The 25,952-nt window shown below is 69.6% G+C and carries 19 protein-coding genes; 16 read left to right on the top strand and 3 right to left on the bottom strand.

Going from position 1 to position 25,952, the window contains the following annotated elements:
• Positions 1-4: 4 nt before the first annotated feature.
• Together HDA39_RS40750 and HDA39_RS40755 are read left to right on the top strand one after the other, a co-directional pair.
• Positions 5-1,243 (top strand): NAD(P)/FAD-dependent oxidoreductase, encoded by a 1,239-nt coding sequence (locus tag HDA39_RS40750; protein ID WP_184804854.1) that lies wholly within the window; start codon positions 5-7, stop codon positions 1,241-1,243.
• Between the two features lie 23 nt (positions 1,244-1,266).
• Positions 1,267-1,800 carry a VOC family protein gene (locus tag HDA39_RS40755; protein WP_184804857.1) on the top strand — a complete coding sequence of 178 codons (534 nt, stop codon included), beginning with the start codon at positions 1,267-1,269 and terminating at the stop codon, positions 1,798-1,800.
• A 560-nt stretch (positions 1,801-2,360) separates the two neighbouring features.
• Here the strand turns inward: HDA39_RS40755 and HDA39_RS40760 are convergent.
• Positions 2,361-2,879: a DUF6319 family protein gene (locus HDA39_RS40760; protein WP_184804859.1), complete on the bottom strand. Its 519-nt coding sequence runs from the start codon at positions 2,877-2,879 to the stop codon at positions 2,361-2,363.
• A 311-nt stretch (positions 2,880-3,190) separates the two neighbouring features.
• Between HDA39_RS40760 and HDA39_RS40765 the strand changes: the two genes are divergently transcribed.
• Positions 3,191-4,384: an integrase core domain-containing protein gene (locus tag HDA39_RS40765; RefSeq protein WP_420488705.1), complete on the top strand. Its 1,194-nt coding sequence runs from the start codon at positions 3,191-3,193 to the stop codon at positions 4,382-4,384.
• A 79-nt stretch (positions 4,385-4,463) separates the two neighbouring features.
• On the opposite strand, the gene gndA is transcribed toward HDA39_RS40765, so the two are convergent.
• Positions 4,464-5,900: an NADP-dependent phosphogluconate dehydrogenase gene (gene gndA / locus HDA39_RS40770; RefSeq protein ID WP_184804862.1), complete on the bottom strand. Its 1,437-nt coding sequence runs from the start codon at positions 5,898-5,900 to the stop codon at positions 4,464-4,466.
• 157 nt (positions 5,901-6,057) lie between these two features.
• Between gndA and HDA39_RS40775 the strand changes: the two genes are divergently transcribed.
• The 13 genes from HDA39_RS40775 to HDA39_RS40835 all read left to right on the top strand — a co-directional run bounded on the left by HDA39_RS40775 (position 6,058) and on the right by HDA39_RS40835 (position 25,139).
• Positions 6,058-9,264, top strand: coding sequence for a DUF2961 domain-containing protein (locus tag HDA39_RS40775; RefSeq protein ID WP_202893280.1), 3,207 nt, complete (start codon positions 6,058-6,060; stop codon positions 9,262-9,264).
• Positions 9,264-10,928 (top strand): family 43 glycosylhydrolase, encoded by a 1,665-nt coding sequence (locus tag HDA39_RS40780; protein WP_184804864.1) that lies wholly within the window; start codon positions 9,264-9,266, stop codon positions 10,926-10,928. The genes HDA39_RS40775 and HDA39_RS40780 overlap by 1 nt, the downstream gene beginning before the upstream one ends.
• Positions 10,929-10,987: 59 nt before the next feature.
• On the top strand, positions 10,988-11,527 hold the full coding sequence (locus HDA39_RS40785; RefSeq protein WP_184804867.1) for an isochorismatase family protein: 540 nt from the start codon (positions 10,988-10,990) through the stop codon (positions 11,525-11,527).
• A gap of 194 nt (positions 11,528-11,721) precedes the next feature.
• Positions 11,722-12,096, top strand: a complete 375-nt coding sequence (locus HDA39_RS40790; protein WP_184804870.1) for a hypothetical protein — start codon at positions 11,722-11,724, stop codon at positions 12,094-12,096.
• Positions 12,093-13,112: a phosphate ABC transporter permease subunit PstC gene (gene pstC, locus HDA39_RS40795; protein ID WP_184804873.1), complete on the top strand. Its 1,020-nt coding sequence runs from the start codon at positions 12,093-12,095 to the stop codon at positions 13,110-13,112. Before HDA39_RS40790 ends, pstC begins: the two co-directional genes overlap by 4 nt.
• Position 13,113: 1 nt before the next feature.
• Entirely contained in the window at positions 13,114-14,235 is a 1,122-nt protein-coding gene (gene pstA / locus HDA39_RS40800) for a phosphate ABC transporter permease PstA (protein WP_238356278.1), read from the top strand.
• A 20-nt stretch (positions 14,236-14,255) separates the two neighbouring features.
• Positions 14,256-15,995, top strand: coding sequence for a phosphate ABC transporter substrate-binding protein PstS (locus HDA39_RS40805; RefSeq protein ID WP_184804876.1), 1,740 nt, complete (start codon positions 14,256-14,258; stop codon positions 15,993-15,995).
• Positions 15,992-16,900, top strand: a complete 909-nt coding sequence (locus HDA39_RS40810; protein ID WP_184804879.1) for a sortase domain-containing protein — start codon at positions 15,992-15,994, stop codon at positions 16,898-16,900. The genes HDA39_RS40805 and HDA39_RS40810 overlap by 4 nt, the downstream gene beginning before the upstream one ends.
• A 173-nt stretch (positions 16,901-17,073) precedes the next feature.
• Entirely contained in the window at positions 17,074-18,789 is a 1,716-nt protein-coding gene (locus HDA39_RS40815) for a PPC domain-containing protein (RefSeq protein WP_184804882.1), read from the top strand.
• Positions 18,790-19,023: 234 nt separating this feature from the next.
• Complete coding sequence (locus HDA39_RS40820) at positions 19,024-20,034, top strand: substrate-binding domain-containing protein (protein WP_184804885.1); 1,011 nt, start codon at positions 19,024-19,026, stop codon at positions 20,032-20,034.
• Between the two features lie 182 nt (positions 20,035-20,216).
• The gene (locus HDA39_RS40825) at positions 20,217-22,895 is read left to right on the top strand and encodes a hypothetical protein (protein ID WP_184804887.1); all 2,679 of its coding nucleotides are present in this window, start codon (positions 20,217-20,219) and stop codon (positions 22,893-22,895) included.
• 28 nt (positions 22,896-22,923) lie between these two features.
• Positions 22,924-23,769 (top strand): phosphate ABC transporter ATP-binding protein, encoded by an 846-nt coding sequence (locus tag HDA39_RS40830; protein WP_184804890.1) that lies wholly within the window; start codon positions 22,924-22,926, stop codon positions 23,767-23,769.
• On the top strand, positions 23,766-25,139 hold the full coding sequence (locus HDA39_RS40835; RefSeq protein WP_184804893.1) for a lysozyme family protein: 1,374 nt from the start codon (positions 23,766-23,768) through the stop codon (positions 25,137-25,139). The genes HDA39_RS40830 and HDA39_RS40835 overlap by 4 nt, the downstream gene beginning before the upstream one ends.
• A 4-nt stretch (positions 25,140-25,143) precedes the next feature.
• On the opposite strand, the gene HDA39_RS40840 is transcribed toward HDA39_RS40835, so the two are convergent.
• Positions 25,144-25,890 carry an SDR family NAD(P)-dependent oxidoreductase gene (locus HDA39_RS40840; RefSeq protein ID WP_184804897.1) on the bottom strand — a complete coding sequence of 249 codons (747 nt, stop codon included), beginning with the start codon at positions 25,888-25,890 and terminating at the stop codon, positions 25,144-25,146.
• Positions 25,891-25,952 lie beyond the last annotated feature (62 nt).

Here is a 25,952-nt window from a genome sequence, read left to right on the forward strand (position 1 = left end):
GCCGATGCTTCGCCACGTTGTGGTCGTCGGCGCGTCGGCCGCGGGACTGTCCGCCGCGGAATCCCTGCGTTCCAAGGGGTACGACGGCAAGCTCACGCTGATCGGGGAGGAGCCGCACCCGCCGTACGACAGGCCGCCGCTGACCAAGCAGGTGCTGTCCGGGGTGTGGGAGCCAGAGAGAGTGGTACTCCGCGACCAGACCGCGATCAGCAAGCTGGACGCGGACGTCCGCCTCGGGCAGACCGCGGTGGGCCTCGACGTCTCCCAGCGCACCCTCCGCCTTGGACCAAGGACGGCCGGGCCTGATCCCGCCCGCCGAGAACCGCAGTCGGGCCAGGCCGGAACCGGGGTTGAGCAACTTGCGTTCGACGGGCTGGTGATTGCGACTGGGGTTCGGGCTCGGCGGTTGCCGGGTAGCGAGCTGGCCGGCGTGCACACCGTGCGGACCCTGGACGACGCCTTGGCTCTGCGTTCGGCGTTGCTGAGCGGGCCGCGGGTGGTGGTCGTCGGAGCTGGGTTCCTCGGCACCGAGGTTGCCGCGGCGGCGCGCGGACTCGGCCTCGACGTCACGCTGGTCGACCCGGGGCCGGCGCCGTTGCAGCGGCAGTTCGGCGTACGGGTCGCGGATCTGGTCGCGCAGACGCACAGCGATCACGGCGTCCGCCTGCGGATGAACTCGGGAGTCACGCGGTTCGTCTCCACGGAGGGCAGGGTGACGGGCGTCGAACTGACCGACCGAACGGTGCTCGCCGCGGACGTGGTCGTCGTGGCGATCGGCGCCGTCCCGGCGACCGAGTGGCTCGCGGACTCGCGCCTCCCGATCGGCGACGGCCTCGAGTGCGACGCGACGTGCCGCGCGGCCCCCGGGATCTACGCCGCGGGCGACGTCGCGTCCTGGTACAACCCGCGCTTCGACCGCCGGATGCGGGTCGAGCACCGGCTCAACGCGACCGAACAGGGATCGGCCGTCGCCGCCAACCTGCTCGGCGCAGACCAGCCGTTCGCTCCCGTCCCGTACTTCTGGAGCGACCAGTACGACGTACGCCTGCAGGCCTACGGCATCTTCCCCCGCGACGCGACCACGACTGTGGTCCACGGAGATCCCTCCGATCGCAGGTTCGCGGTCGCCTACGTCGAGAACGGCACCGTCGTCGGCGTACTCGGCTGGAACTGCCCGCCGCGCGACCTGCGCGCACTCCGCCAACTGGTCGCCGACCGCGCGCCCGACCTCGTCGGCCGGTGAAAACCCTTCGGAGGAACAGATTCATGCAGCTGAGCACGTTCCTGTGGTTCGACGACCAGGCCGAGGAGGCCGCTGAGCAGTACACGACGCTGTTCCCCGCGTCGAAGATCCTGGACCGGCAGCGCGGCGCGGACGGCCAGGTCACCGCGATCACCTTCGAGCTCGCCGGTCAGCGCGTCGTTGCGTACAACGGGAACTCGCACCTGACCTTCACCAAAGCACTGTCCCTGCACGTCGTCTGCGACACCCAGGACGACATCGACACCGCCTGGGCCGGCCTCACGGACGGAGGCGAGCCGGGTCCGGGCGGTTCGCTCACCGACCGGTTCGGCGTGAGCTGGCAGATCGTCCCGAGAACCCTCGCCGGCTTGCTGACCGACGCCGACCCCGCGGTGGCCGAACGAATCCTGGCGACCCTGCACACCATGACCAAGATCGACGTGCAAGCCCTGATCACGGCCGGCGCCCAAGCCTCGGTTGCTCAAGCATCCGTCGCCCAAGCCTCGGTTGTTCGAGCCGTGGCCCCCACCGGTGGCCCGCTCACCATTGGTGAGTGAGCGGGCCCGGCCGGGTCAGGCCCAATAGGCGCTGGAGGACACGACCGAGGACATGCAGTGTCTTGCAGTTCCATCGTCGAGTACCTCGGGACGACGGCTTCGAGGTGCACGTCGGCATCCCACCAGGCGTCGCAGACGACGTCGAGCTTCATCGTCCGTCCGTCGTAGTTGGTGTTGTTGCACTTGCCGTGTCCCCACTCGCCACTGATCCAGCCTTCGCAGTCGCCGGTCGTGGCGGCCTGGGAGGGAGCGGCGGTGACGGCAGAGAACCCGGTACGGCGACCGCTAATGGCTGAAGCCGCGTGCCGGCCGACTGCGCTGGGGTGCCTGCTGGCTGACCGGCCGGAGCTGAGGTTGTCGCCGGCCCGCATTGCCCCGCCTGCTGTTGCCACTGGTCGGTTGCCGAGCCTGGAAACGCGTCATGCCGGGCCGCTGAAACCAACGGCCCGGCATGCTCCTCAGTGCGTCTGGGTGGGGGCGGACGCCTCTGACCCCACCCAGGGGTTCCACGGCCGGAGTTGGGGGAAGACCGCGTCCGGCTGCGGGATCGTGGGGTGGTGTCAGTCGTCCAGCTCGGCAAGGGCGCGCTTGGCGGCCTCGAGCTCGGCCTCCAGGGCGGCGACCTTGGCGGCCTGCTGCTCGCGGGCGGCGTCGATGACCTCGTCGATCGGGCCGGACAGGTCCTCGTGCAGCTCCTTGGCGGCGCGGGAGACGGCCGCGGCGGCGACGAGCAGGTTCTTGGCGATGTAGCTGTTGCCCTGCTTGAGCTCGGCCTTCCACTCGCCGTCGGCGGTGCCGGTGACGGTCAGGGTGAGCTCGAGGGTCTTGGTCTTCTTCGCCGGCGCCTTCTTGGCGGGAGCCTTCTTCGGCTTCTCGGCGACCGGGGCCGACGTGGCCTCCGCGGGGGTGCTCGCCGAGCCGTCGGCGGGCGATGCATCGTCAGCGGACGAGGACGCCGTCGCGTCGGAGGAGGTGGCGGCGGCGTCGGGAGCCGTCACGTCGGCCGGAGAGTCGATCGCCTCGGCGGGAGTGTCGACGGCGTCGGTCTGGGCTTCTGCTGCAAAAGTGTCTACGGTCATCGTTGCGGCGATCTCCCTGGGTGACATGTCCCCGCCGAAGCGGGCTGGCGCTGAGAAAACATTAGAACATATGTTCGATCTCAGCGCCAATCCCACTGCCGCGTCAATGTTATGTCGCAGGACATAGGTGACGGATCCACATCAGGACATCGGTGACACTTTCGGGGATCTTGGTGGTGACACTTCGGTGAGTCGTCGGGGTCGGTGGTGTCCTGGCTCGGTCGACTCCGCGGGTGTCGAAGAATGAGCTTGTTGATCCTCGTGTCCGTCTCGCGATCGCACAGTGGCCGTCTAACGCTCCACGTGGGGCGGTGACGACCTTCTGTGCCGAGCACGGCATCTCGCGCAAGACGTTCTATGAGATCCGGCGGCGCAGCCTCACCGACGGGCCCGCGGCGGCGCTGGAGCCGAGATCGCGGCGACCGAAGTCGAGCCCGTCGAAGCTGGCCGATGAGGTCAAGCAGCAGGCGATCGGGGTCCGGGCTGCACTCGAGCAGTCCGGGCTGGACTGCGGCCCGATCAGCGTGCACGACAAGATGCACGCGATGGGCCTAGAGGTGGTGCCTTCGGTCGCGTCGCTGGCCAGGATCTTCCGCGAGGCCGGCGTGGCACGGCTGGAACCAAGGAAGAAGCCAAGGGCTGCGTGGCGCCGGTTCGTCTATCCGGCCCCGAACGCCTGCTGGCAGCTCGACGCCACCGAGTACGTGCTCACTCGCGGCCGCAAATGCGTGATCTTCCAGCTCATCGACGACCACTCCCGCTACGCGGTCGCTTCCCACGTCGCGTGGGGCGAGACCTCCGAGGCGGCGATCGTCGTGTTCGACAAGGCCGTGACCGCCTATGGCGTGCCCCAGCGGCTGTTGTCCGACAACGGATCGGCGCTCAACCCCTCGCGGCGCGGACTCCTTGGCCAGCTCGTCGTCCACCTGATGGCCCTAGGCGTCGAGCCGATCACCGGCAAGCCCTACAAACCAACCACCCAGGGCAAGAACGAACGCTTCCACCAGACCCTGTTCCGCTACCTCGACAAGCAGCCACTGGCCGCCGATCTGGCCCAGCTGCAGACCCAGGTCGACGCCTTCGACCACATCTACAACACCCAGCGCCCCCACCAAGGACTGCCCGGCCGCATCACACCCCTGACCGCCTGGCAGGCCACCGAGAAGACCGAGGCACCCCGCCCCACCCGCGATCTGTTCCGCCGTCCCGTCACCCGGCCCCGACCCGCCCGGACACCGGTGCCTACCGACCTGCCCGACGGCACCGTCGTCAAGAAGCTGGCCAGCAACGGCGTCTTCATGCTGAACAAGGTCCAGTACATGGTCGACGGGCGACGAGGTTTCCAGCAGGTCCTCGTCATCACAGCCGGCGACAAGATCACCGTTGCCGACCTCGAAGGCGAGATCCTCATCGAGCACACCAGGCCCGCGCCCGGAGTGACCTACGTCGGCAACGGCCGCCCCAGCGGCCCACGCCAAACCTCTAAACCGTCACCGATGTCCTGACACATCCAGTGTCACCGATCTCCTGATCCAGAACTGTCACCCATGTCCTGAGACATCACACCACTGCCGCGTCAACGACTCAGGCGTCGTGCTCCTTGCGGTCACCCGACCAGTCGAGGTGGAACGAACCCTCGCGGTCCACCCGGTGGTAGGTGTGCGCGCCGAACAGATCCCGCAGGCCCTGGATCAGCGCCGCCGGCAGCCGCTCCGCGCGCAGCCCGTCGTAGTACGACAGCGAAGCCGAGAACCCCGGAGCCGGTACGCCGGCCGCGGCCGCCACGCCGACCACCCGGCGCCACGCCTCCTGACCGTTCGCGACGGCCTCCTTGAAGTAGTCGTCGACCAGCAGCGACGGCAGGTCCGCGTCGCGGTCGTACGCCTCCTTGATCCGGTCCAGGAACCGCGCCCGGATGATGCAGCCACCGCGCCAGATCGTCGCCATCGCGCCCAGGTCGATGTTCCAGCCGTACTGCTCGGACGCGGCGCGGATCGCGTCGAAGCCCTGCGCGTACGCGACCAGCTTCGACGAGTACAGCGCGTGCCGCACGTCCTCGATGAACGCCTCGCGGTCCACCGAGACCTTGCCCGACGGGCCGGGCAGCGAGCCGACGGCCGCCTCACGCCGTACGACGTCGCCCGACAGCGAGCGCGCGAACACGGCCTCCGCCATCCCGCTGACCGGGATGCCGAGGTCGAGCGCGATCTGCACGGTCCAGCGCCCGGTGCCCTTCTGCTCCGCCCGGTCCAGGACGACGTCCACGAACGGACCGCCGGTCGACTCGTCGACCTGGGACAGCACCTCCGCGGTGATCTCGATCAGGAACGACTCCAGGTCGCCGGTGTTCCAGTCGCGGAACACGTCGGCGATCTCGGAAGCCGACAGTCCGAGCACGTGCCGGAGCAGGTCGTAGGCCTCCGCGATCAGCTGCATGTCGGCGTACTCGATGCCGTTGTGCAGCATCTTGACGAAGTGGCCGGCGCCGTCCGGGCCGACGTGCACGCAGCACGCCTCGCCGCCGACGTGCGCCGCGATCTTGGTCAGCATCGGCTCCAGGGCCGCGTAGGCGAACTCGGAGCCGCCGGGCATGATGCTCGGCCCGTTGAGCGCGCCCTCCTCGCCACCGGAGACGCCGGCGCCGACGAAGTGCAGGCCCTTGGCCTTCAGCGCGTCCTCGCGGCGACGCGTGTCGGCGAAGTGCGCGTTGCCCGCGTCGACCACGATGTCGCCCTCGGACAGCAGCGGCACCAGCTCGTCGATCACCGCGTCGGTCGGCTCGCCGGCCTTGACCATGACGATGATCTTGCGCGGCGTCTCCAGCGCCTCCACCAGCGCCGGGAGGTCCGCGGCCGCGGTGAACTCGCCCTCGTGGCCGAACTCCTCGATCAGCGCGTCGGTGCGGCCCTGGGACCGGTTGTGGACGGCGACGCGGAAGCCGTTGCGGGCCAGGTTCCGGGCGAGGTTGCGGCCCATCACGGCGAGGCCGGTGACGGCGATCTGGGCTGGAGCAGAACTCATCGGGGTCTCCTGCGGGTGAGGACTGGAAACAGCGTGCGGGAACAGTGTGTCTCGCGCCCGGTGAGGACAAGGCGGTGGGGCCGAACTCTTCTCAACCACCGGAAGGAGTGGTAGACATCTGAGAAATCGATTTCCAAGCTTCTGGGAAGGCCCGCCTATGACCAGGTCACTGCGCCGGACGGCCGCAGTTCTGCTGGGATCACTCCTCGTTCTCCCGATGGCTTCCACCGGTACGACGTACGCCGCACCGAGCGCGTCGAGCGCGCCCAGCGCGTCGAGCGGCAACGGCCCGGTCGGCTGGGACGCCTACCGCCGGCTCGACCGCCTGCCCGAGCTGCAGAACGGCGTCCGGACCAAGCAGTTCTCCAGCTTCGGCCGCGACGGCACCAACAACGACGGGTTCGACGGCAAGTACTCCTGCCTGCGCACCGACGCCTCCGGCTGTGTGATCGCCGAGGACGCCGGGCCGGGTGAGATCGCCTCGATCTGGTTCACCCGTGACGAGGGTGATGTCACCAAGACGGGCACGATCACCATCGAGCTCGACGGCAAGTTGGTGGTGGACACGAGCCTGCAGGACCTGGTGGACGGCAAGCTCGGCGCGCCGTTCGTCTATCCGCTGGTCGCCAACAAGTTCGAGACCAGCGGCGGCGTCTACATCCGCGTCCCGATGCCGTACAAGCAGTCGATGAAGGTCACCACCCAGAGCAACCCGTACTTCCACCACGTCAGCTACCGCGAGTTCCCCGACGCGAACGGCGTGAACACGTTCGACCCGGCCGACAAGGCCGAGGACGTCGTGAAGTTGCTGCAGGCATCGGGCACCAAGGATCCGAAGCCGAAGAACCCGGCGGCGAAGACCACGAGCAAGACTCTGAACCTTGCCCCAGGCAAACAAACCACTCTCTCCGACTCCTACGGTCCGGGTGAGCTCAGCGCGCTGCGGCTCAAGCTGCCGCAGGTCGTCGGTCTCGACCTCCAGGCGTTCGCCGACGACGGCCGGGCCTTCACCGGGTCGAGCCAGTTCACGGTCAAGCTCGACCCGGCCAACACCGGCGTGAAGCTGACCCGGCGGATGGACCTGCGGATCGGCAACCAGCGCGCCAACGTGCTGGTCGACGGCGTGAAGGTCGGCGAGTGGGCACCGCTGCCCGCGCAGGGCGCGCAGTGGAACGACCAGGTCGTCGACCTGCCGGCCAGCGCGACCGCGGGCAAGTCGCAGATCACGGTGAAGAACGAGTTCGTCTCCTCCGACCTGGACTTCAACGAGTTCACGTACTGGGCCGACTCGATCGTCGGCGGTACGGCGAAGCGCACCGACACCGTCGACGTCGGCCCGAACCACGTCGCCGACGAGCAGGCGCACGGCTACGTGATCGACAAGCAGGTCTGGTCGGGAACGCACTCGATGCCGTACGCCGTCACGCCCGAGGACGCGGCGCGGGTGAAGTCCTCCGACGCCCTGCTGGCCGGCGTCCGGGTCCAGGTGGTTGTCGACGGCAAGAAGCGGGTGGACGCGCCGATCGGCGAGTTCTTCGGCTCCGGCCTCGGCGAGAACCCGGTGAAGAGCCTGTTCTTCGCGATGGACCCGGACGGCTGGTACTCGTCCTGGTGGCCGATGCCGCACCTGGCCCGGGCGACCGTCTCGCTGGTCAACACCACGCCGTACAAGCTGCAGGGCACGGCCGAGGTGACGGGTGCGCGGGACGCGAGCGCGGCGGTCGACCTGCTGACCGGCAAGAGCGGGTACTTCACCGCGATCTCGCACCGCGCCGAGCCGGTGTTCGGCCAGGACTGGATGATCGCCGAGGCGACCGGTCGCGGCAAGTTCGTCGGCGTCTCGCACACCATGGAAGGGCTGCAGCCGGACGGCAACACCCGCGGCTACCTCGAGGGCGACGAGCGTGTGTACGTCGACGGCGAGCGCACCCCGGCGATCCACGGCACCGGGACCGAGGACTACTACGAGTCCGGCTGGTACTTCAACCAGGGCACGTACTCGACCCCGTTCCACGGCAACTCCGGCCACGAGGTCAAGGCCGGCGAGTGCGAGGTCGAGTGCGACAGCGCGTTCCGGCTGCACGTCACCGACGCGATCGGGTTCCAGAACCAGCTCGCCTTCGGCATCGAGCACGGGCAGCAGAACGATCACGCGTCGATCTACGGCTCGACGGCGTTCCTCTACACCAGCCCCGCCTTCGGGGCGCGGGAGACGGACCGGATCGACACCGGTTCGGCGACCAGCCGGGCGCAGCACAAGTACGCCGACTCCGGTGCGCGGACCGCGGACCTCACGTCGGTCTACGAGGGCGACCACGACGACACCGTGCTGACCGATCAGGTGCGGTCGGCAACGACTCCGGTCAGGTTCGAGGTGAAGATCGACCCGATCAACCGGGGCGTGACCCTGCGTCGGACTAGTGACCAGAACGTTGCCCGGCAGTCCGCGAAGGTGTTTGTCAACGGCAAGGACGCGGGCACCTGGTTGCAGGCCCTCGGCAACGATCGGCAGCGCTGGCTGGACGACAACTACCAGCTCCCGGCGTCGCTCACCTTCGGACGGACCAAGCTCAGCATCGAGCTCCGGCCGACCGCGGGAGCACCCGCCTGGACAGCCTCCGCGTACGCCGTACAGTCGCTCGTCATCCCGTACGCCGACCGCAAGGCGCCGACGGCGGTGACCAACCTGGTCGCGACCGGACGGACCGACAACGCGATCGCGCTGACCTGGTCCGAGGCGTCGGACGACAGCGGGATCGCCCAGTACAAGGTGTACGGCGCGAAGGCCGGCGCGGCCGAGAAGCTGGTCGGGACGAGCAGCGTGCCGGGGTTCGTGCACAAGGCGCTCGGGCTGAAGGAGACCTGGAAGTACCGGGTCTCGGCCGTCGACCTGGCCGGGCACGAGAGCACGAAGTCCGCGGTCGCGCAGGGGACGTCGGGCAGCACGATCCGGATCGAGGCGGAGTCGCTGCTGCCGGCCGTGTCGGCGACGGTGCCGGTGGATCCGCAGGGCAGTTGCTGCGGCGTGAGCTGGTCCGGTGGGAGCCAGGTGTGGATCCACGGGACGAAGGCCGGTGACAAGATGGTGCTGGAGTTCTCGGTGCCGTCGGCCGGGACGTACAAGCTGTCGTCGGTGCTGACCAAGGCGGCCGACTACGGGATCGTGGACCTGGCGGTCGACGGCGGTACGCCGGTGTCGTTCGACGGCTACCAGGCGACCGGTGTCGCCACCCAGAAGGTCGACCTGGGCACCGCGACGCTTGCCGCGGGCAAGCACCAGTTGAGCGTCACGTTGACCGGGAAGAACGCCGCGGCGACCAACTTCCTGGCCGGCGTGGACCTGCTGGATCTGGAGCTCGGTTGATGCGCGGGCGAAGGATCCTGGCGGCGCTGGCGGGAGCTGCCGTTCTGAGCGCGGCAGCCCTGCCGGCGTCGGCCGGAGGGGGCGGAGGTGACGACCGGGTGCGCAGTACGCCGTACGTGCAGGTGGACCGGGTCGTTGCGGCAGGCAAGTTCGTCAAGGTGTACGACCCGAGCGTGGGCGAGAACGAGCAGTGGTACTACAACGACCATACGCTGGTCCAGGACCATAAGACCGGGACCTGGCACGTCTACGCGATCACGCACGCGGAGCCGGCCAACCCGCTGGACGAGAAGAGCTTCGGGCACGCGACGGCACCGACCCCGAACGGGCCGTGGACGAAGCAGGCGCCGGCGCTGTTCGCGGACCCGGCGGCGGGGGAGAGCCACATCTGGGCGCCGTACGTGATGTACGACGCGGGGACCTACTACATGTTCTACGCGGGTGGGACCGACGACCACACGGCGTACAAGATGCAGCTGGCGACGTCCAAGGATCTGGTGAACTGGACGCGGGACTCGGCGGCGAACCCGTTGTTCACCGACGGGTTCGACGGGCGGGACCCGATGGTGCACCGGGTCGGGAACCAGTGGGTCATGTACTACACGGCCAACTCGACGCCTGCCGGTGGGAACCACATCGTGGCGTACCGGACGAGCCCGGACCTGCGGCACTGGAGCGAGCGGAAGACGGCGTTCCAGCACCCGGCGACCGGGACGTTCGGTGGGCCGACGGAGTCGCCGTTCGTGGTGCAGCGTGGGTCGGACTGGTACCTCTTCGTGTGCTGTGACGGTGGGTACGAGTCGACAAAGGTCTACAAGAGCAAGGATCCGCTGAAGTTCACCGTCGACCAGCTGGTCGGGACGATCGCGGCGCACGCGGCCGAGGTCGTGCAGGACGGGCGCAAGTGGTGGGTCACGGGCGCCGGGTGGGGCAAGGGCGGGTTGTTCGTCGCTCCGCTGGACTTCGACGCGCTGCAGGTGACGAAGGGGCGGGTGGTGTCGACCAAGTACTACCGGGCCGATGTCCAGAGCGCGCCTCGTGCCGCGCTGAAGTCGCTGGGGGTCGATCCGTCCGGGCGTGGGAAGTACCAGGCCGCGCTGGACTCGTCGTCGCGGTCGACCGCGCCGTACCTGGCGGTCGGGAACTTCGGGGCGACGGACACGGCCGGGCCGGCCGCGCGGGTCGAGGCTCGGCGGGATCGGTTGACGTTGAAGGGGATCACCTTCAACGACGAGCCGGTGACGGCGGACTGGTCGTTCTCGTTCGGTCCGAAGACGTTCGACACGCAGCTGCGGTGGAACGTCCGCGGTACGACGACCGCGCCGGTCTGGGAGGTCGCGCTGAACGTCGACTCGGCGCTGGCCGATCAGGGTGATCCCGGCGGCTTCGGCCGCAACGGCGATGTCGCCGGCCTTCCGGCGTGGTCGATGGCGACGGGTGCGGGGCTGAGCGTCGTCGCGGCGTACAAGGCGGGCTCGGCGTGGTCGACCGACAACCACTGGTACGACCCGCCGAACGGTGCTGTCGCGTGGCAACCGCTGTGGCAACCGGGCGGGCGAGCGCTTCCGCCCGGGACCTACGAGGGCGGCACCTTCCGCTTCGGCTTCTCGGCCAAGGAGAAGGACGTCCAGTACGCCGACCAACTGGCCGCCGGTCTGAAGTGACCTCGAACCTCCTCTACCCGTCTCTGTGGGTAGAGGAGGTTCCTCGTTAAGGTCGGGAGATGACTTCGTTCAGCTTGGAGCCTCGGCGGACCGCGCTTGTCCTGATCGATCTGATGCCTCGGATCATTGCCTTGGAGACCGGGCCGTTGGCCGGGGCCGAAGTGCTCGAACGGTGTGTCGCTCTGGCGCAGGCGACGCGGTCCGTGGGTGGGCTGGTGGTGCACGTCCGGGTCGAGCGGCCGGGCGTCGGCGTCCAGCCCGAGGGCAGCGGGCTGGCGCCTGAGCTGGATCCGCAGCCGGGTGATCTGGAGATCGTCAAGCAGACCGTCGGCGCGTTCGCGCACACCGGGCTCGACGAGGCGCTGCGGGCCAGGGACATCGACACGATCGCCCTGGCGGGCATCGCCACCAACTTCGGCGTCGAGTCCACCGGCCGCGTCGCCGACGACCTCGGCTACGCCACCGTCTACCTGACCGACGCGATGACCGGCCTCGACGCCACCGCCCACGACTTCGCCGTCTCCTACGTCTTCCCCCGCTTCGGCACCGCCACCACCGGCGCGGAGTACGTCGCCGCCCTCAGCCCGCCGGTCGCCTGACCGGGACCGGCCCCGGCCCGCGACCGCAGTACGTCGTCCAGACGTTGCCCTAAGCCCCTAACACCCTCCTTGTCAGGACATGCTGGACAGCGTGTTCATGTCCCGCTTCGGCGCGGTTCACCACGCGTTGTCCCCGTCTGGTGACGCTCGGGTCAAATCACTCTGGGGGAGAGGTTGGGGAGGGAGCGGTGGGGGTGCGGATGCAGTTCCTGAACGATCCGCGAGGCGGTGCGAGCCGCTGGAGGTTGTTGTCGGGCAACAACAGGCCGTTGGCGATGGGAAGGATGGGGACGCGGTCGCCACGCGACGAGCTGGCGGCGGTACGCCGGTTGGTGCGCGACGCGGAACCGACGCTACGGCGTGACCGGGACGGTAGCTGGCGCTGGGAGCTGGTCGCGGACGACGGGCCGGAAGTGCGTTGCCCGGGGGCGTTCGCGCGCCGGATCGACGCCCGCCGTTCGTTCCGCCGCTTCAGCGAAGCCGTCGAGCAGGCCACCGTCACCGCCGGCCCGCCGTTGTCACGGGAACCGGGGCCGCTGACGGCGCGGATGGGGGAGCCGCGACGATGAGCGTCGACCTGCTGACCGAACCCGCGCCGCCGACTCCACCGGACGAAGTACGGCGCAAGATCCGCGGCTCGACGGCGCCCGCCGACGTGGTGTTCCGCTGGGTCGCCCGCGGTGGCGGTGGGCTCGTCCTGCTGATCACCGGCGGGATCGGCGTCTTCCTGGCCTACCAGGCGAAACCGACCCTGCAGACGTACGGCTGGAAGTTCTTCACCGAGCAGTCCTGGAACCCCGAGGCGAACCAGATCGGCGTCGCCGCCGTCCTGTTCGGGACCGTCGTCGTCGCGACGATCGCGATCCTGATCTCGTTCCCGGTCGCGCTGGCGACCTCGCTCTACATCACCGAGTGGGCGCCGCGCGGCCTGAAGAAGTCGCTGGTCGCACTGGTCGACCTGATGGTCGCCGTCCCGTCGATCGTCTACGGCCTGTGGGGCTTCTTCCTGCTGCAGCCGCAGATCATCCACCTGTCCCGCTGGATCACCGACTGGTTCGGCTGGATCCCCGTGTTCCGGGTGGACACCGATCCCGACGCGGCGATCTTCGACGGCGCGACCTACGCGTCGTCGGCGTTCATCGCCGGGGTCGTGGTCGCGATGATGGTGATGCCGATCGCCTGCGCGGTGATGCGCGAGGTGTTCGACCAGACCCCGCGCGGCGAGCGCGAGGCCGCCCTGGCGCTCGGCTCGACCGGCTGGGGCGTCGTACGGGCGGTGGTGCTGCCGTTCGGTCGCGGCGGGATCATCGGCGGCACGATGCTCGGCCTCGGCCGCGCGCTCGGCGAGACGATCGCGGTGGTGATGATCGTGTCGCCGCTGTTCGAGATCAACTGGCACGTCCTGCAATCGGGCTCGATCACCATCTCCTCGATGATCGCCCTGCGGTACGGCGAAGCGTCGGGCTCGCAGCTGAACGCGCTGATGGCCGCCGGCCTGGTGCTGTTCGTGATCACCCTGATCGTCAACCTGTTCGCGGGCTTCGTGGTCTCCCGCAGCCGCAGCGGCGCCGGAACGGAGATCTGAGATGGCGATCGACACCCTGCCCACCCGCAGCCCGTTCGCACCACCGGAAACGGAGCCGGAGCAGCAGAAGCTCCCACCGCCGGAGAAGCGCCAGTTGCGCGTGGTCGACCTGGAGGACCGGGCCAACCTGATCGGCTCGATGGTCGCCGGGCTGTCTCTCACCTGGGTCCTCTACAGCCGGATCCTGCCCACCGAAGGCACCCTCGGCTTCATCGTCTGCTGGTGGCTGGCGTTCACCGCCTTCTACACCCTCATCACCGGACTCCGCCGCGGCCGGGTGGTGCTCGCGGACCGCTTCGCCGTGATCGTCGCGCACAGCGCCGCCGGCCTGGTCGGCATCGCGCTGACCAGCGTCATCGGCTACACGCTCTACCGCGGTGCCGCCGCTCTCACGCACAAGAACTTCTTCACCACCGACCTCAGTACGGCAGGCCCGCTCGAGCCGCTGTCGACCGGCGGTGCCCTGCACGCGCTGGCCGGCACGCTGATCCAGATCAGCATCGCGATCGCCGTCACGCTCCCGCTGGGCGTCCTCTGCGCCGTCTACCTCACCGAGGTCGGCGGCCGCGCGGCCAAGTTCGTCCGCTCGGTCGTCGAGGCGATGACCGCGCTGCCGTCGATCGTCGCCGGGCTCTTCGCGTACGTCGTCCTGCTGATCGGCCTGGGGATGCGGCTGTCCGGCTTCGTCGCCGCGATGGCGTTGTCGGTGATGATGCTGCCGATCATCGCGCGCTCGGCCGAGGTGGTACTGCGGCTCGTCCCGAGTGGTCTGCGCGAGGCGTCGCTGGCCCTTGGCGCGACCCAATGGCGCACTGTCTGGTCCGTCGTTCTGCCGACGGCCCGCCCGGGCCTGGCCACCGCGCTGGTGCTCGGCACCGCCCGCGGTGTCGGCGAAACGTCCCCGGTGCTGCTCACGGCCGGCTTCACGACGTACCTGAACCTGAATCCGTTCTCCGGTCCGATGACCTCGCTCCCGCTGTTCACCTTCAAGATGTCGCAGTCGCCCGAGGACAACTACATCAGCCGGGCGTTCGGTGCCGCGGCGCTGCTGCTCGTCCTGGTCCTGCTGCTGTTCGCCTTCTCCCGCTGGATCGCCGGTCGCGGCCGGTCCGGTACCCGCTGAAACCCCGAGAGGACACTCTGATGCGACGACCCACCGCCGGGCGTCGGCTTCGCACCCTGGTGCTCGCGCTGCTGCTCGTCGCGGCCAGTGCGCTGGCCGGTGCGGTACCAGCGAATGCGGCCGGTACGGCGTACGCCCCGATCTACGGCACCGGCTCGACCTGGTCCCAGAACGCCCTGGACCAGTGGATCCGCGACGTCGAGCCCCAGGGCATGCGCGTCGAGTACGGCGGTGGCGGTTCGTCGCGCGGCCGGCTCGACTTCGCCAACAAGCTGGTGGACTTCGCGATCAGCGAGATCCCTTACCAGGGTGTGGACCCACTGACCGGCAACACCGACACCTCGGCCGGTCGTGCCTACGCCTACATGCCGATCGTGGCCGGTGGGACGGCGTTCATGTACCAGATCAAGGTCGGCGGCAAGCTCTACCGCGACCTGCGGCTGTCCGGTGACACGATCACGAAGATCTTCACCGGCAGGATCACCAACTGGAACGACCCGCAGGTCACCCGGGACAACAACGGCAAGGCGCTGCCGAACAAGAAGATCATCCCGGTGGTCCGCTCGGACGGCTCGGGCACCACCGCGCAGTTCACGATCTGGATGAACACCCAGCACCGCGCCGTGTGGGACAGCTTCTGCCGGTCGACGCAGGGCCGGACCTGCGGCCAGACGTCGTACTACCCGACGAAGAACTTCCCCGGCGTGAAGTCCCAGGGCGGGTCGAGCCAGATGGCCGGCTACATCTCCGCCGAGTACGCCGACGGCGCGATCGGGTACGTCGAGTACTCCTACGCGCTCGGCAAGGACTATCCCGTCGCCAAGGTCCGCAACGCCGCCGGCTACTACACGCTGCCGACGGCGTACAACACTGCGGTCGCGCTGACCCGGGCGCAGATCGAGACGAAGCCCGGACCGTCGTACCTGACCCAGAAGCTGACCGGGGTGTTCAACCACACCGACCCGCGGACGTACCCGCTGTCGTCGTACTCGTACATGATCCTGCCGACGGCGAACCTGAGTCCCGCGAAGGGGCAGACGCTGGCCGACTTCGCGTCGTACTTCCTCTGCCGGGGTCAGCAGAAGGCGGCGCCGCTCGGGTACTCACCGCTGCCGCTGAACCTGGTGCAGGCCGCGTTCAGCCAGGTCGCGAAGGTCCCGGGGAGCCCGACCACGGCGACCGACATCAAGAAGTGCGGCAACCCGACGTTCGACGGCCGCAACCTGAACCGCAACGTCCTGGCCGACGTCGCGCCGCAGCCGCTGGCGTGCGACCGCGAGGGCGCCGGGCCGGCCGTCAACGGCGCGTGCGTGAACAACCCCGGCGGCGGACCGAGCAACCCGAACGGCCCTGGGAACGGCACTGGTACCGGCGGCGGTAACAACAACGGCAACGGGACGGGGACGAACGGCACCGGTGGTGGGAACGGCACCGGGACCGGGACCGGCGGTGGGAACGGCACCGGGACGGGCACAGGAACCGGGACCGGGGGCAACAACGTCGTCGACCCGAAGACCGGCCAGGTGCTGCCGAACCAGGCCAAGCCGTCGACCGACCCGGAGACCGGCCAGGTGGTCAATGCCGGCGGCAACAACACGGCGTACGAGCCGACCGGCAGCGTCACCGAGATCGGGGGTGAGCGCGCCGGCGGCGACATGCTGCGCAACCTCGGCCTGCTGACCGCGCTCGAGGTGCTCCTGCTGCTGCTCGTCCCGACGCTGGTCTCGCGGCACCTGCAGAAGAAGAGAGCAGGTCAGTGACCGCAGTCGACGCCGGCCCGGTGGCGCCGCGCGCCAAGGCCCACGCCGCGAGCAAGGTACGGGAGCGGGTCAAGGCCGAGCTGCCGATCCGGCCTCAGCTGGCCGCCGACGCCACCCGGTTGTTCGCGCTCGGGATCGCGGCGTTCCTGATCTACGTGCTGATGCTCGGCGCGCTGCAGTTCAACCGGGCGCAGGACATCGCGTACGACGAGATCCGCGCCGAGCTCGCCGAGGCGACGGCACCCCTGGGCGCCGGGATCGCGCTCGGCGGACCGGTCGCCGTCCTGGATGTTCCAGGGCTCGACCTACATCAGGTGATCCGGGAGGGCACGACCGGCACGGTGCTGCGCGACGGTCCGGGCCACCGGGTCGACACCCCTTTGCCCGGGCAGGTCGGTGTCTCGGTGCTCTACGGCCGCGGACTGACGTTCGGTGCGCCGTTCCGCTCGATGCCGAAGCTGATCGAGGGGTCGCGGATCGACGTGACCACGGGGCAGGGCAAGTTCGGTTACCGGGTGCTGGGCGTACGGCGGGCGGGCGATCCGTTGCCGGAGGCGCTCGCGAACGGCGCGTCCCGGCTCACTCTGGTCACGGCCGAGGGGAGCCCGGTGCCCTCGGCAACGGTCTACCTCGACGCGGAGCTGATCGAGGGACAGGTGCAGCCGGACGCCGGGGGACGGGTCGCGCGGGCTCCTGGCAGCCAGCAGGCGTTTGGGTCGGACCTGTCCGGCGTACTGCCGTTGGTGCTGTGGCTGGAGGCGTTGATCGTCGTACTGGCGGCGGTGGTGTGGTTCCGCGGCCGGATCGGGCGCTGGGAGGCCTACCTGCTCGGTGCGCCGGTGCTGCTCGCCCTGCTGTGGCGGGTCTTCGAACAGGTCGCCGGCATGCTGCCGAACCTCGTCTGAGCTTTCGTTAACTGGGCATTCCGATCACCTGAACAACCGCTCGGAAAGACCCTCGCACCGACTCGCTTTCCCTAGCATTACAGCGGTTTCCCAGTGGGAGACCGCTCGGGGGTAAGGGTCGGTGACGAGCAATTCCGCTCGCCGCCGTTGAGCTTTCTGGGAGGGAACTCAGCATGAACCCACGGATCAGGCGCACACTGCTGGCCGCCTCGGCCGCCGTCGTCGCCGTCTCCGTCGCGGGACCGGCTGCTTCGGCGACCGGCACCGGTGAGCTGCGGTACACCGAGAACGAGGCGGCCACCGCCGCCGGGCACAACGACAGCACCGGCTCGGCCCAGCGCCTGCAGGCGTTCGGTACCGGCTGGGGCCAGAAGAAGGCCGCCACCGTCAACGGCACGCTCTCCCCGGCGCCGGTCGCGCTGCCGGAGGCGGCCGAGGACAACGGCTCGATCCCGCTGGCCTCGGCCACCGGCATCGGGACCAACGGCCGCGCGGCGATCACCACCACCGGCCAGCTCGGCGACGGCCCGCACGGCGGTCTCGGCGACCGGACCGGTGACTTCGACTTCTTCAAGGTCACCGGTACGGCGGGCCGCACGCTGACCGCCACCACCGACGGTTCGTCGGCCGGCACCAACACGGTGGTCGGCGTCTACTCCGCGGCCGGTCAGTTGCTGGCCTCGGACGACGACGGCGGCTTCGGCCTGCAGGGCAAGGTCACCTACAAGCTTCCCAGCTCCGGCGACTACTACGTCGTCGTGGCCGGCAAGAGCGCGATCGCGGACTTCCCGGCCGACCCGAACAACTCGGGCAGCGGCCCGGGTGACCCGGACACCGGCGCGTACCAGGTCCTGATCGCGGTCGCCCCGGTGGACAAGGACTTCTACGGCGTCCACCTCGCCAAGGGTGACGTGTTCGGCGGCAGCCTGGCCACCTCCGGTTCGCGCCTCACCGTGCGGACGCCGAACGGCGCCACCGCGATCAGCTCCGACGTCAGCACCGCCGACCGGCGGCCCGCGGCGTCCCCGCTGCCGACCGGTCTGGTCGACGTCTCGTACGTCGCACCGCAGAGCGGCTGGTACACGATCGCCGTCACCGACGGCTTCGGCCCGTACGAGCTGCAGCTGGGCGTGTCCCGGCCGGGCACCGAGCTCAACGGCCAGCAGACGATCTTCCTGGACTTCGACGGCGGGCAGATCGACACCGCCCCGCTCGGTGGCGCCGGCGTCGGCGAGCTGTCCGGGCTGTCGGCGTACCTGGGCAACTGGGGCCTGACCGCGGCGGACGAGTCCGCCGTGATCAGCAAGGTCGTCGCGACCGTCAACGAGAACGTCAAGACCGACCCGCAGCACAAGGGCAGCAACCCGAACACCACGGTCAAGCTCCGCAACAGCCGTGACGACGCCGACACCTTCGGCAGCGCAGGCGTCTCGCGGGTCGTGGTCGGTGGGCAGTTCGACCAGTCCGGCCTCGGCCAGATCGGCTCCGCGCAGTCGATCGACCCGGGCAACTTCGCCCGTGAGGAGACCGCCCTGGTCCAGCTGGACCTGGTCAGCCTGCCCGAGGGCGCGTTCAGCTTCAACCAGTACCTGACCGAGCGCAGCAACCGGGTCGCGTTCGTCGGCCAGGCGCTGGGCAACCTGGTGTCGCGGGAGATCGGCCACCTGGCCGGCGCCAACGACACCGACGGCGAGAACGCGGTCGTCGACCTGATGGATGCCGATGGCAACTTCGCCGCGCTGTACGGCGTCGGTGCCGACGGGATCGGCGGCACCCGGGACGACAAGGACGTCGACTTCGGCAAGGACGCCTTCTCCCCGGCGACCGGTCTGACCGGGACGCAGGACAGCCTGAACCTCGTCGCGTGGGGCCTGACCAAGCCCTGCTGACGTTCAACTTTCAGGGGTGGCGTGCCCGGATTCCGGGCGCGCCACCCCTTTGCTTGCTTCAAGCAACCGTTGGCCGACGTTTCCGGCTGGTCGACGGGTCATGTCCGGTTCACCTGAAAGCACCTCCACCGTGACCCTGGCGCGATGGATTGGTCCTCGTCGCCGTTGGATGCGGTGACCGCGGTCCACCACACCAGGACCGCGCAAACGCAGGTGAGGAAGGAAATTCCCGAGATGCGTTTCACCCGTACCGTCCGTACCGCTGCTGTCGCCTTCGCGGTGATGGCCGTGGCCGCCACCTCCTCCGCCCTGTCGGCCCAGGCCGACGCCCCGTTCACGCCGGACGCCAACGACGTCGTGATCGTCGGCTCGGACACCTCCGAGTTCGTGCTGAACGACCTGTCGGCGCTGTACAACAGCAAGACCCCGACCCCGGCCCGCCGGTTGGCGTCGTTCAACGCCACCGGTACGCCGAACATCACGATCCGGCCGAGCGTCAGCATCCCCCGGCCGAACGGCTCCGGCGCCGGCGTCACCGCGCTGTGCACCCGCACCGACATCGACTCCGCCCGCTCCTCGCGGCCGAAGGGTGCCACGGACTGCGCCGACTCGCGCTTCCTGAAGTTCGCCACCGACCAGCTCCGCTGGGCGGCCAACGACAACACCGGTGCCGTCACCAGCCTGACCGACGCGCAGCTGACCGGAATCTACAACTGCACGATCACCGACTGGCACACGATCAACCCGGCGATCCCGGCCGGTTCGACGATCAAGCCGTTCCTCCCGCAGATCAACTCCGGCACCCGGACCTTCTGGGCCACCCAGGTCGGGATCAACCCGGCCACCCCGCCGGCCTGCGTGTCCGACACCTTCGGCGGCGCCCCGATCCAGGAGCACACCGTCGACGCGATCGACGCGACGCCGAACTCGATCGTCCCGATCTCGGTCGGCCGCTACAACCTGCTCACCCCGACCGCGCAGGACGGCAACTACCTCGGCGCCATCCAGGCGTCGGACGCCACGGCGTACGACCGGACCCTGTTCCAGGTCGTCAAGGCCGTCAACAACGTCATCCCGGCCTACCTGGCCGACCTGTTCGGCAACGGCAGCGGTCTCTCGTCGACCGGCGGCCTGCCGTTCATCTGCGGCCGTTCGGACTCCAACCCGGCCACCACCACGGCCGGCGACATCATCAAGGCCAACGGGTTCCTCGAGCTCGCGCTCGGCCAGTGCGGCCGGATCTGATCCAGCCGTACGCACCACGCCGGTGACCTGACCGGCAAGTTCTGAAGCCGGCGGGCGGGAAGCGGATGCTTCCCGCCCGCCGGTCGTTCGTGCGCCGATTCATGCCCAGTTCACCTGGTAGCGGTCTGTGCGCACGGGGGGTTGCCGAGGATTCAGGGGTAGACGTCTAGCTGGAGGTCATTGTGAGGCTGATCCGCCGTCGGCGCGGTCGACCGGCCGTGCTCGTCGTGGTCGCGGTCCTGTTCGCTCTGTCCGCCCCGGTTGTCCTCGCGGCACCGGCCCCGGCTGCTGCCGGGGTTCGCGAGACGGCGGCCGACGATCCGCCGACCACGACGCCGACGCCGCCGCCCGTCCCGGTCGACGAGCCGGTGTTCGGGGAGCCTTCGTCGAGCAAGGTCACCCTGAGCCGCGGGAACAGCACAGTGTCGGTGTCCCGCACCGGCGGCCTCACCCGGCAGATGCTGAACGTCTCGTGGACCGGCATGACACCGAGTGAGGCCAACAGCTTCCCCGTGGCCGTGATGCAGTGCCGCGGCAGCAACCCGAAACGTGAAGACTGCTGGATGAGCGACCAGCTCGGGTACTTCGTCGGGTACTACCGCGGCAGCAGCTATCTCCCGGTCGAGACCTCGAAGTGGGCCGCCTTCCCGGGCGGTGAGTTCGGAACGCTGTACAGCCAGCCGTTCAAGAAGGCCGACGGTAGCTACCACATCCAGCCGAACCCTGATGCGCCCGGCGGCTACAACGGCACCGGCCTGAACGACAAACTGACCGACTCCACCGTCGACGACTACACCCCGGGCACCGGCAACCAGCGGGACGGCCGCACCCGGCCGAACGGCACCGGCGAGGTTCAGACCTGGGCGAACACCAGGACCGAGAACCCGTCACTCGGATGCGACGAAAAGACACCGTGCTCGATCGTGGTGGTTCCGATCACGCAGCACCCGTGCCGTGAGGGCCTCGGCGAGCTGGAACTGCTGTTCTGCCAGTCCGACTACGACTTCAAGACCGACGCGGTCCTGGCCTCATGGCCGTTGCTGGCCAACTGGTACCAGCGGTACGTCTTCAAACTGTCCTTCGCGCCGGCCGCGGCGACCTGCCTCGGACGCGACGACTCGGCCAAGTTCCTCGGCTCCGAGCTCGTCGGTGAGGCGATGCGCCGCTGGGTTCCGGCCCGGTGCCCGAAGAGCAGCCCGTCGGCGCTGGACTTCACCCGCGGCTGGGAGCCCGACTCGCGGCGCCAGTTCGGCCAGACGGACCCGATCGCGCCGTCGGGCTACGAGGCCGACGCGGCGATGGTGAGTGAGCCCACTCCGGCGGACGAAACCGTGGTGGAGAAGCGCAAACCGGCGTACGCCCCGGTCGCGGTCTCCGGCTTCGCGATCGGCTACAACTGGGAGCGGTCCGAAGCCTTCGGCGGCGGGCCGGTCCCGGAGATCAAGCTGAACGCCCGGTTGGTGGCGAAGCTGCTGACCCAGTCGTACCCGGGCAAGTACCGGGCCGGGAACGACTTCCCGGTGAACCCGAACGCGGGCACCAACCCGCCGAACCTGGCCGTCGACCCGGAGTTCCAGCAGCTGAACCCGGACGCGAAGAACTGGGTCGGGCTCAACGACGCGGTCGGCACCCAGATCGCCGTACCCGTCTTCAAGTCCGACGTACTGCTCGCGGTGACCCGGTGGATCTGGTCGGACCCGGCGGCCCGCGGGTTCGTCCAGGGCAAGGCCGATCCGTGGGGCATGACGGTCAACAAGACCTACAAGGGCTGGTCGATGCCGCGCGACGACTACCAGCTGAACGACGGCTGGCTGCTCCCGAAGGACCAGAACGAGTGGAGCAACTTCTCGCCGCAGGCGCTGGGCGCCCAGTCGTCGAACTCCTGGGTGCAGGGTGCCGACGTGCTGATGACCGCGTGGCCGCTCAGCCAGTCGCCGGTTCCGCCGCTGCAGGTCGGACTGCCGACGGTGCCGAAGCGGGTCGACGCGCAGGTCCCCGGCCAACGGTCCTTGATGGCGCTGACTACCACGTCGGAGCTGGCCAAGTCCGGGATGCCGGCGGTGAAGCTGCAGAACTTCCAGGGCGCGTACGTCGGCCCGGACACCGACAGCATGATGTACGCGCTCGACAACGCGACCGTCGACGGAGCGTCGGGGATCTGGCGGGTGAACCACCAGAAGATGGAGCAGCGCGGCTACCCCGGGACGATGGTCACCTACGCCCAGGTGCCGACCGCCACGCTGAAGCCGGCCGAGGCCACCCGGTACGCCGACGCGCTGCGCTGGATGGCGACCGAGGGACAGCTGTACGGCCAGGAGGCCGGGCAGCTTCCCGAGGGGTACCTCTCGCTGCCCGACCCGATGCGCGACCAGGCGATGAAGGTCGCGGCCGCGGTCGAGAACCAGACCGGTGCGCCGCCGGTCCCGCCGAAGAACGAGGACCCGCTGCCCGAGGGCGACGACGACCCGACCCCGGACCAGCCGACCGACAAGCCGTCGGCGGGCCAGAACGGTGGTGGCGGCGGTGGTCAGAACGGCAATGGTGGCGGAAACGGCGGCGACTCCAAGACCCAGCCCAATGGTTCGGCGACCAAGCCCGTTCCGCTGCCGTCGGTGACGCCGAGCAAGGGAACGGTCCAGGCCAACGGTGAGCTGAAGCCGGTGGTGGCCGAGACGCAGGGCGACTCGCTCGGCTGGCTCGCGTGGGGGATCCCGGCGCTGCTGGCGGCCGGGCTCGCCGCGGGCGTGGCGTCGCCGGGGATCCGGTTGATCGCGCAGCCGGGACATCCGGTACGGCGTGGGTTCGCGGCCGGTGGGTCGTACCTGGCCGGCTTCGTCCGCCGCCGTCGCCGCCACGGCTGATCGCCTTCTACCCAAAGGACTTGTGCTGATGACGTCTGTACTTCCCGCCGTACCGGCCATCGCGGACGACGAGACCGCGCTGCTGCCGCCGGTCAGTGGTGGCAGCGTGCTGGAGAGCGACCGGGTGGCGGCCTGGTTCGGGTCCCACAAGGTGCTCGAGGACATCTCGCTGCGGATGGAGGCCGGTCAGGTCACCGCGCTGATCGGTCCGTCCGGGTGCGGCAAGTCGACCTTCCTGCGGATCCTCAACCGGATGCACGAACTGGTGCCGAGCGCGTCGCTGGCCGGCAGCGTGCTGCTCGACGGTGAGGACATCTACGAGCCGCAGCGACGCATCACCGACACCCGCAAGCGAATCGGCATGGTGTTCCAGAAGCCGAACCCGTTCCCGGCGATGAGCATCGCGGAGAACGTGACCGCCGGGCTGAAGCTCACCGGTACGCGGGTGAGTGGGCGGGAGCGGTCGGCGCTGATCGAGGAGTGCCTGACGAAGGCCGGGCTGTGGAAGGAGGTCCGGGACCGGCTCGGGCAGCCCGGCGGCGCGCTGTCCGGTGGCCAGCAGCAACGACTGTGCATCGCGCGGTCGCTCGCCGTCCGGCCGGACATCCTGCTGATGGACGAGCCGTGCTCGGCGCTCGACCCGACGTCGACGCGGCGGATCGAGGAGACCATCCACGAGCTGCGGCGGGAGGTGACGATCGTCATCGTCACCCACAACATGCAGCAGGCGGCCCGGGTCTCGCAGACCTGCGCGTTCTTCCTGGCCGAGCAGGGCACGCCGGGGGTGATCGTGGAGTCGGGGCCGACGGCAACGATCTTCTCGACACCGGAGGATCCGCGGACGGCGGACTACGTGGAAGGACGGTTCGGGTGACTCGGGGCGAGGGAGACGAGACCACGTCCGCGTCCGCGGGCAGCGCGTCTGTGGGCGGCACGCCAGCGGGCAGCGGGTCTGTGGGCAACGGGTCGCCGTCGGGCCGGCGGGACACGTGGCGGATCAAGATGGTCGCCGCCTGGGCGCTCGCCGCGCCGGTCGGGGCGATGGTGCTGGTGGTGGCGATGAGCGGGGGATCGGCGGCGAACTTCGTCGTGGACGCGCAGTCGCTGGCCGGGCCGCGGCAGGACTCGGTGTTCGACGGGCTGCTCGACGACGTACCGGACCAGCCGGGCGTCGACGGCAGCATCCCGTCGGAGAAGAAGTCGACGGTCGAGGTCCCGATCACCGGGACGATCGACGGCAAACCGGCCGAGCCGGGGACGCCGGTGTCCGCTGGTGTGGCCGGGATCCCCGGGACGGTTCTGGCGGCGTACCAGAAGGTCGCCAACGACCTCGCCGTCGCCAAGCCCGGTTGCCATCTGACATGGCCCTTGCTGGCGGGCATCGGCAAGGTCGAGTCGGCGCACGCCTCCGGCGGACGAGTGGATGCCGCGGGCAACACCCGCGGGCAGATCCTCGGACCGGTGCTCGACGGCGGTCCCGGAATGGCGGCGATCGCGGACACCGACGGTGGTCAGTACGACGGGAACGCGCAGTGGGACCGGGCGGTGGGTCCGATGCAGTTCATCCCCGGCACCTGGAACGGCTTCGGTGCCGACGGCAACGGTGACGGCGTGAAGAACCCGCACAACGTCTTCGACGCCTCGCGGGCAGCGGGCGACTACCTCTGCTCGGCCGGTGCGGACCTGAGCAATCCGCAGGGCCTGGTCGAGGCCGTCCTGCGGTACAACCACTCGATGGACTACGTGTCCACGGTGCTGCGCTGGATGAAGTCCTACAGCACGTCGACGGTCCCGACCCCCGACGACCAGCGCGTCGTACCGCCGTCAGGCGACGACGGCAACATCCAGTCCGACACCCACGACGATCCCGACAGCGGCCGCACACAGCCCGGCGACGACCCGACGGTCACCCCGACCACAGTCCCGACGCTGCTCCCGGCAACGACGAGGCCGACCCAGGTGCCGACGCCCACCCGCACCACCCCGACCACCCAGCCGACCTGGTCGCTCACCACCCCACGCCCTTCCACCCGCCCGCCGTGGACCCAGCCTCCGAACCCACCTGTCACCAAGCCCCCGGCGCCGACGCTGACGCCGACCACCAGCTCCACCCCCACCCCCACCGAGACCCCCACGACCGAGCCGCCGGAGTCCCCGACGCCTACTCCGACGCCCGAGCCGGAGACCTCCACGCCGGTGTCGCCTGACACCTTGACGACTCCGGAACCAACGGTCACTCCCTGAGCCGTCAGACCGCCAGGCGGCCGCCGTCCACCGGGAGGGTGGCGCCGTGGACGAGGCCGGCGGTGTCGGAAGCCAGCCAGACGATGGCAGCTGCCACCTCCGCCGGGTGACCGACGCGGTTGAGAGGGGTGGTTGCCGCGAAGCCGTCGAGGTTGTCGCCGAGGACGGCGGTGCCTTCCGTGCGGGTGGGGCCGGGGCTGACCGCGTTCACCCGTACGCCGGCCCCGCCGAACTCGGCGGCCCACGTCTTGGTGAGCAGCTGCAGCGCCGCCTTGCTCGAGCCGTAGACCGCCATGCCGGCCATGCCGAACGTCGCCACCATCGTCGTCACGTTGACGATCGCGCCGTACCCGCGCTCGACCATCGCCGGTGCCAGCGCGGCGACCAGGAAGAACGGCGCGCGCACGTTCACGGCGTACACGGTGTCGAACTCACCCGCCGGCACCTCGGGCGTGAGCGCGATCGGGAACAACCCCGCGTTGTTGACCAGTACGTCGACCTGCCCGCCGAGCTCGACGGCGCGCGCCGCGAGGTGCGTCACGCTGGCGGGATCGGCCAGGTCGGCCTGGACGAAGTCGGCCTTGCCGCCCTGCGCGCGGATCGTCGCGACGGCGGCCTCGCCGCGGTCGGTGGCTCGCCCGCTAATGATCACGTGCGCGCCCCGGGCGGCGAGCTGGTTGGCCACCTCGCGCCCGATCCCGCTGGTGCTGCCGGTGACGAGGGCGGTCCGGCCGGTGAAGTCTGCAGTCATCAGATGAGTCGCTTCCGCTGGGTGGAGTAGTTGCTCCAATCCTGCGGATCCAAAATTGGAGT

This window comes from Kribbella italica (assembly GCF_014205135.1).
Lineage (GTDB): Bacteria > Actinomycetota > Actinomycetes > Propionibacteriales > Kribbellaceae > Kribbella > Kribbella italica.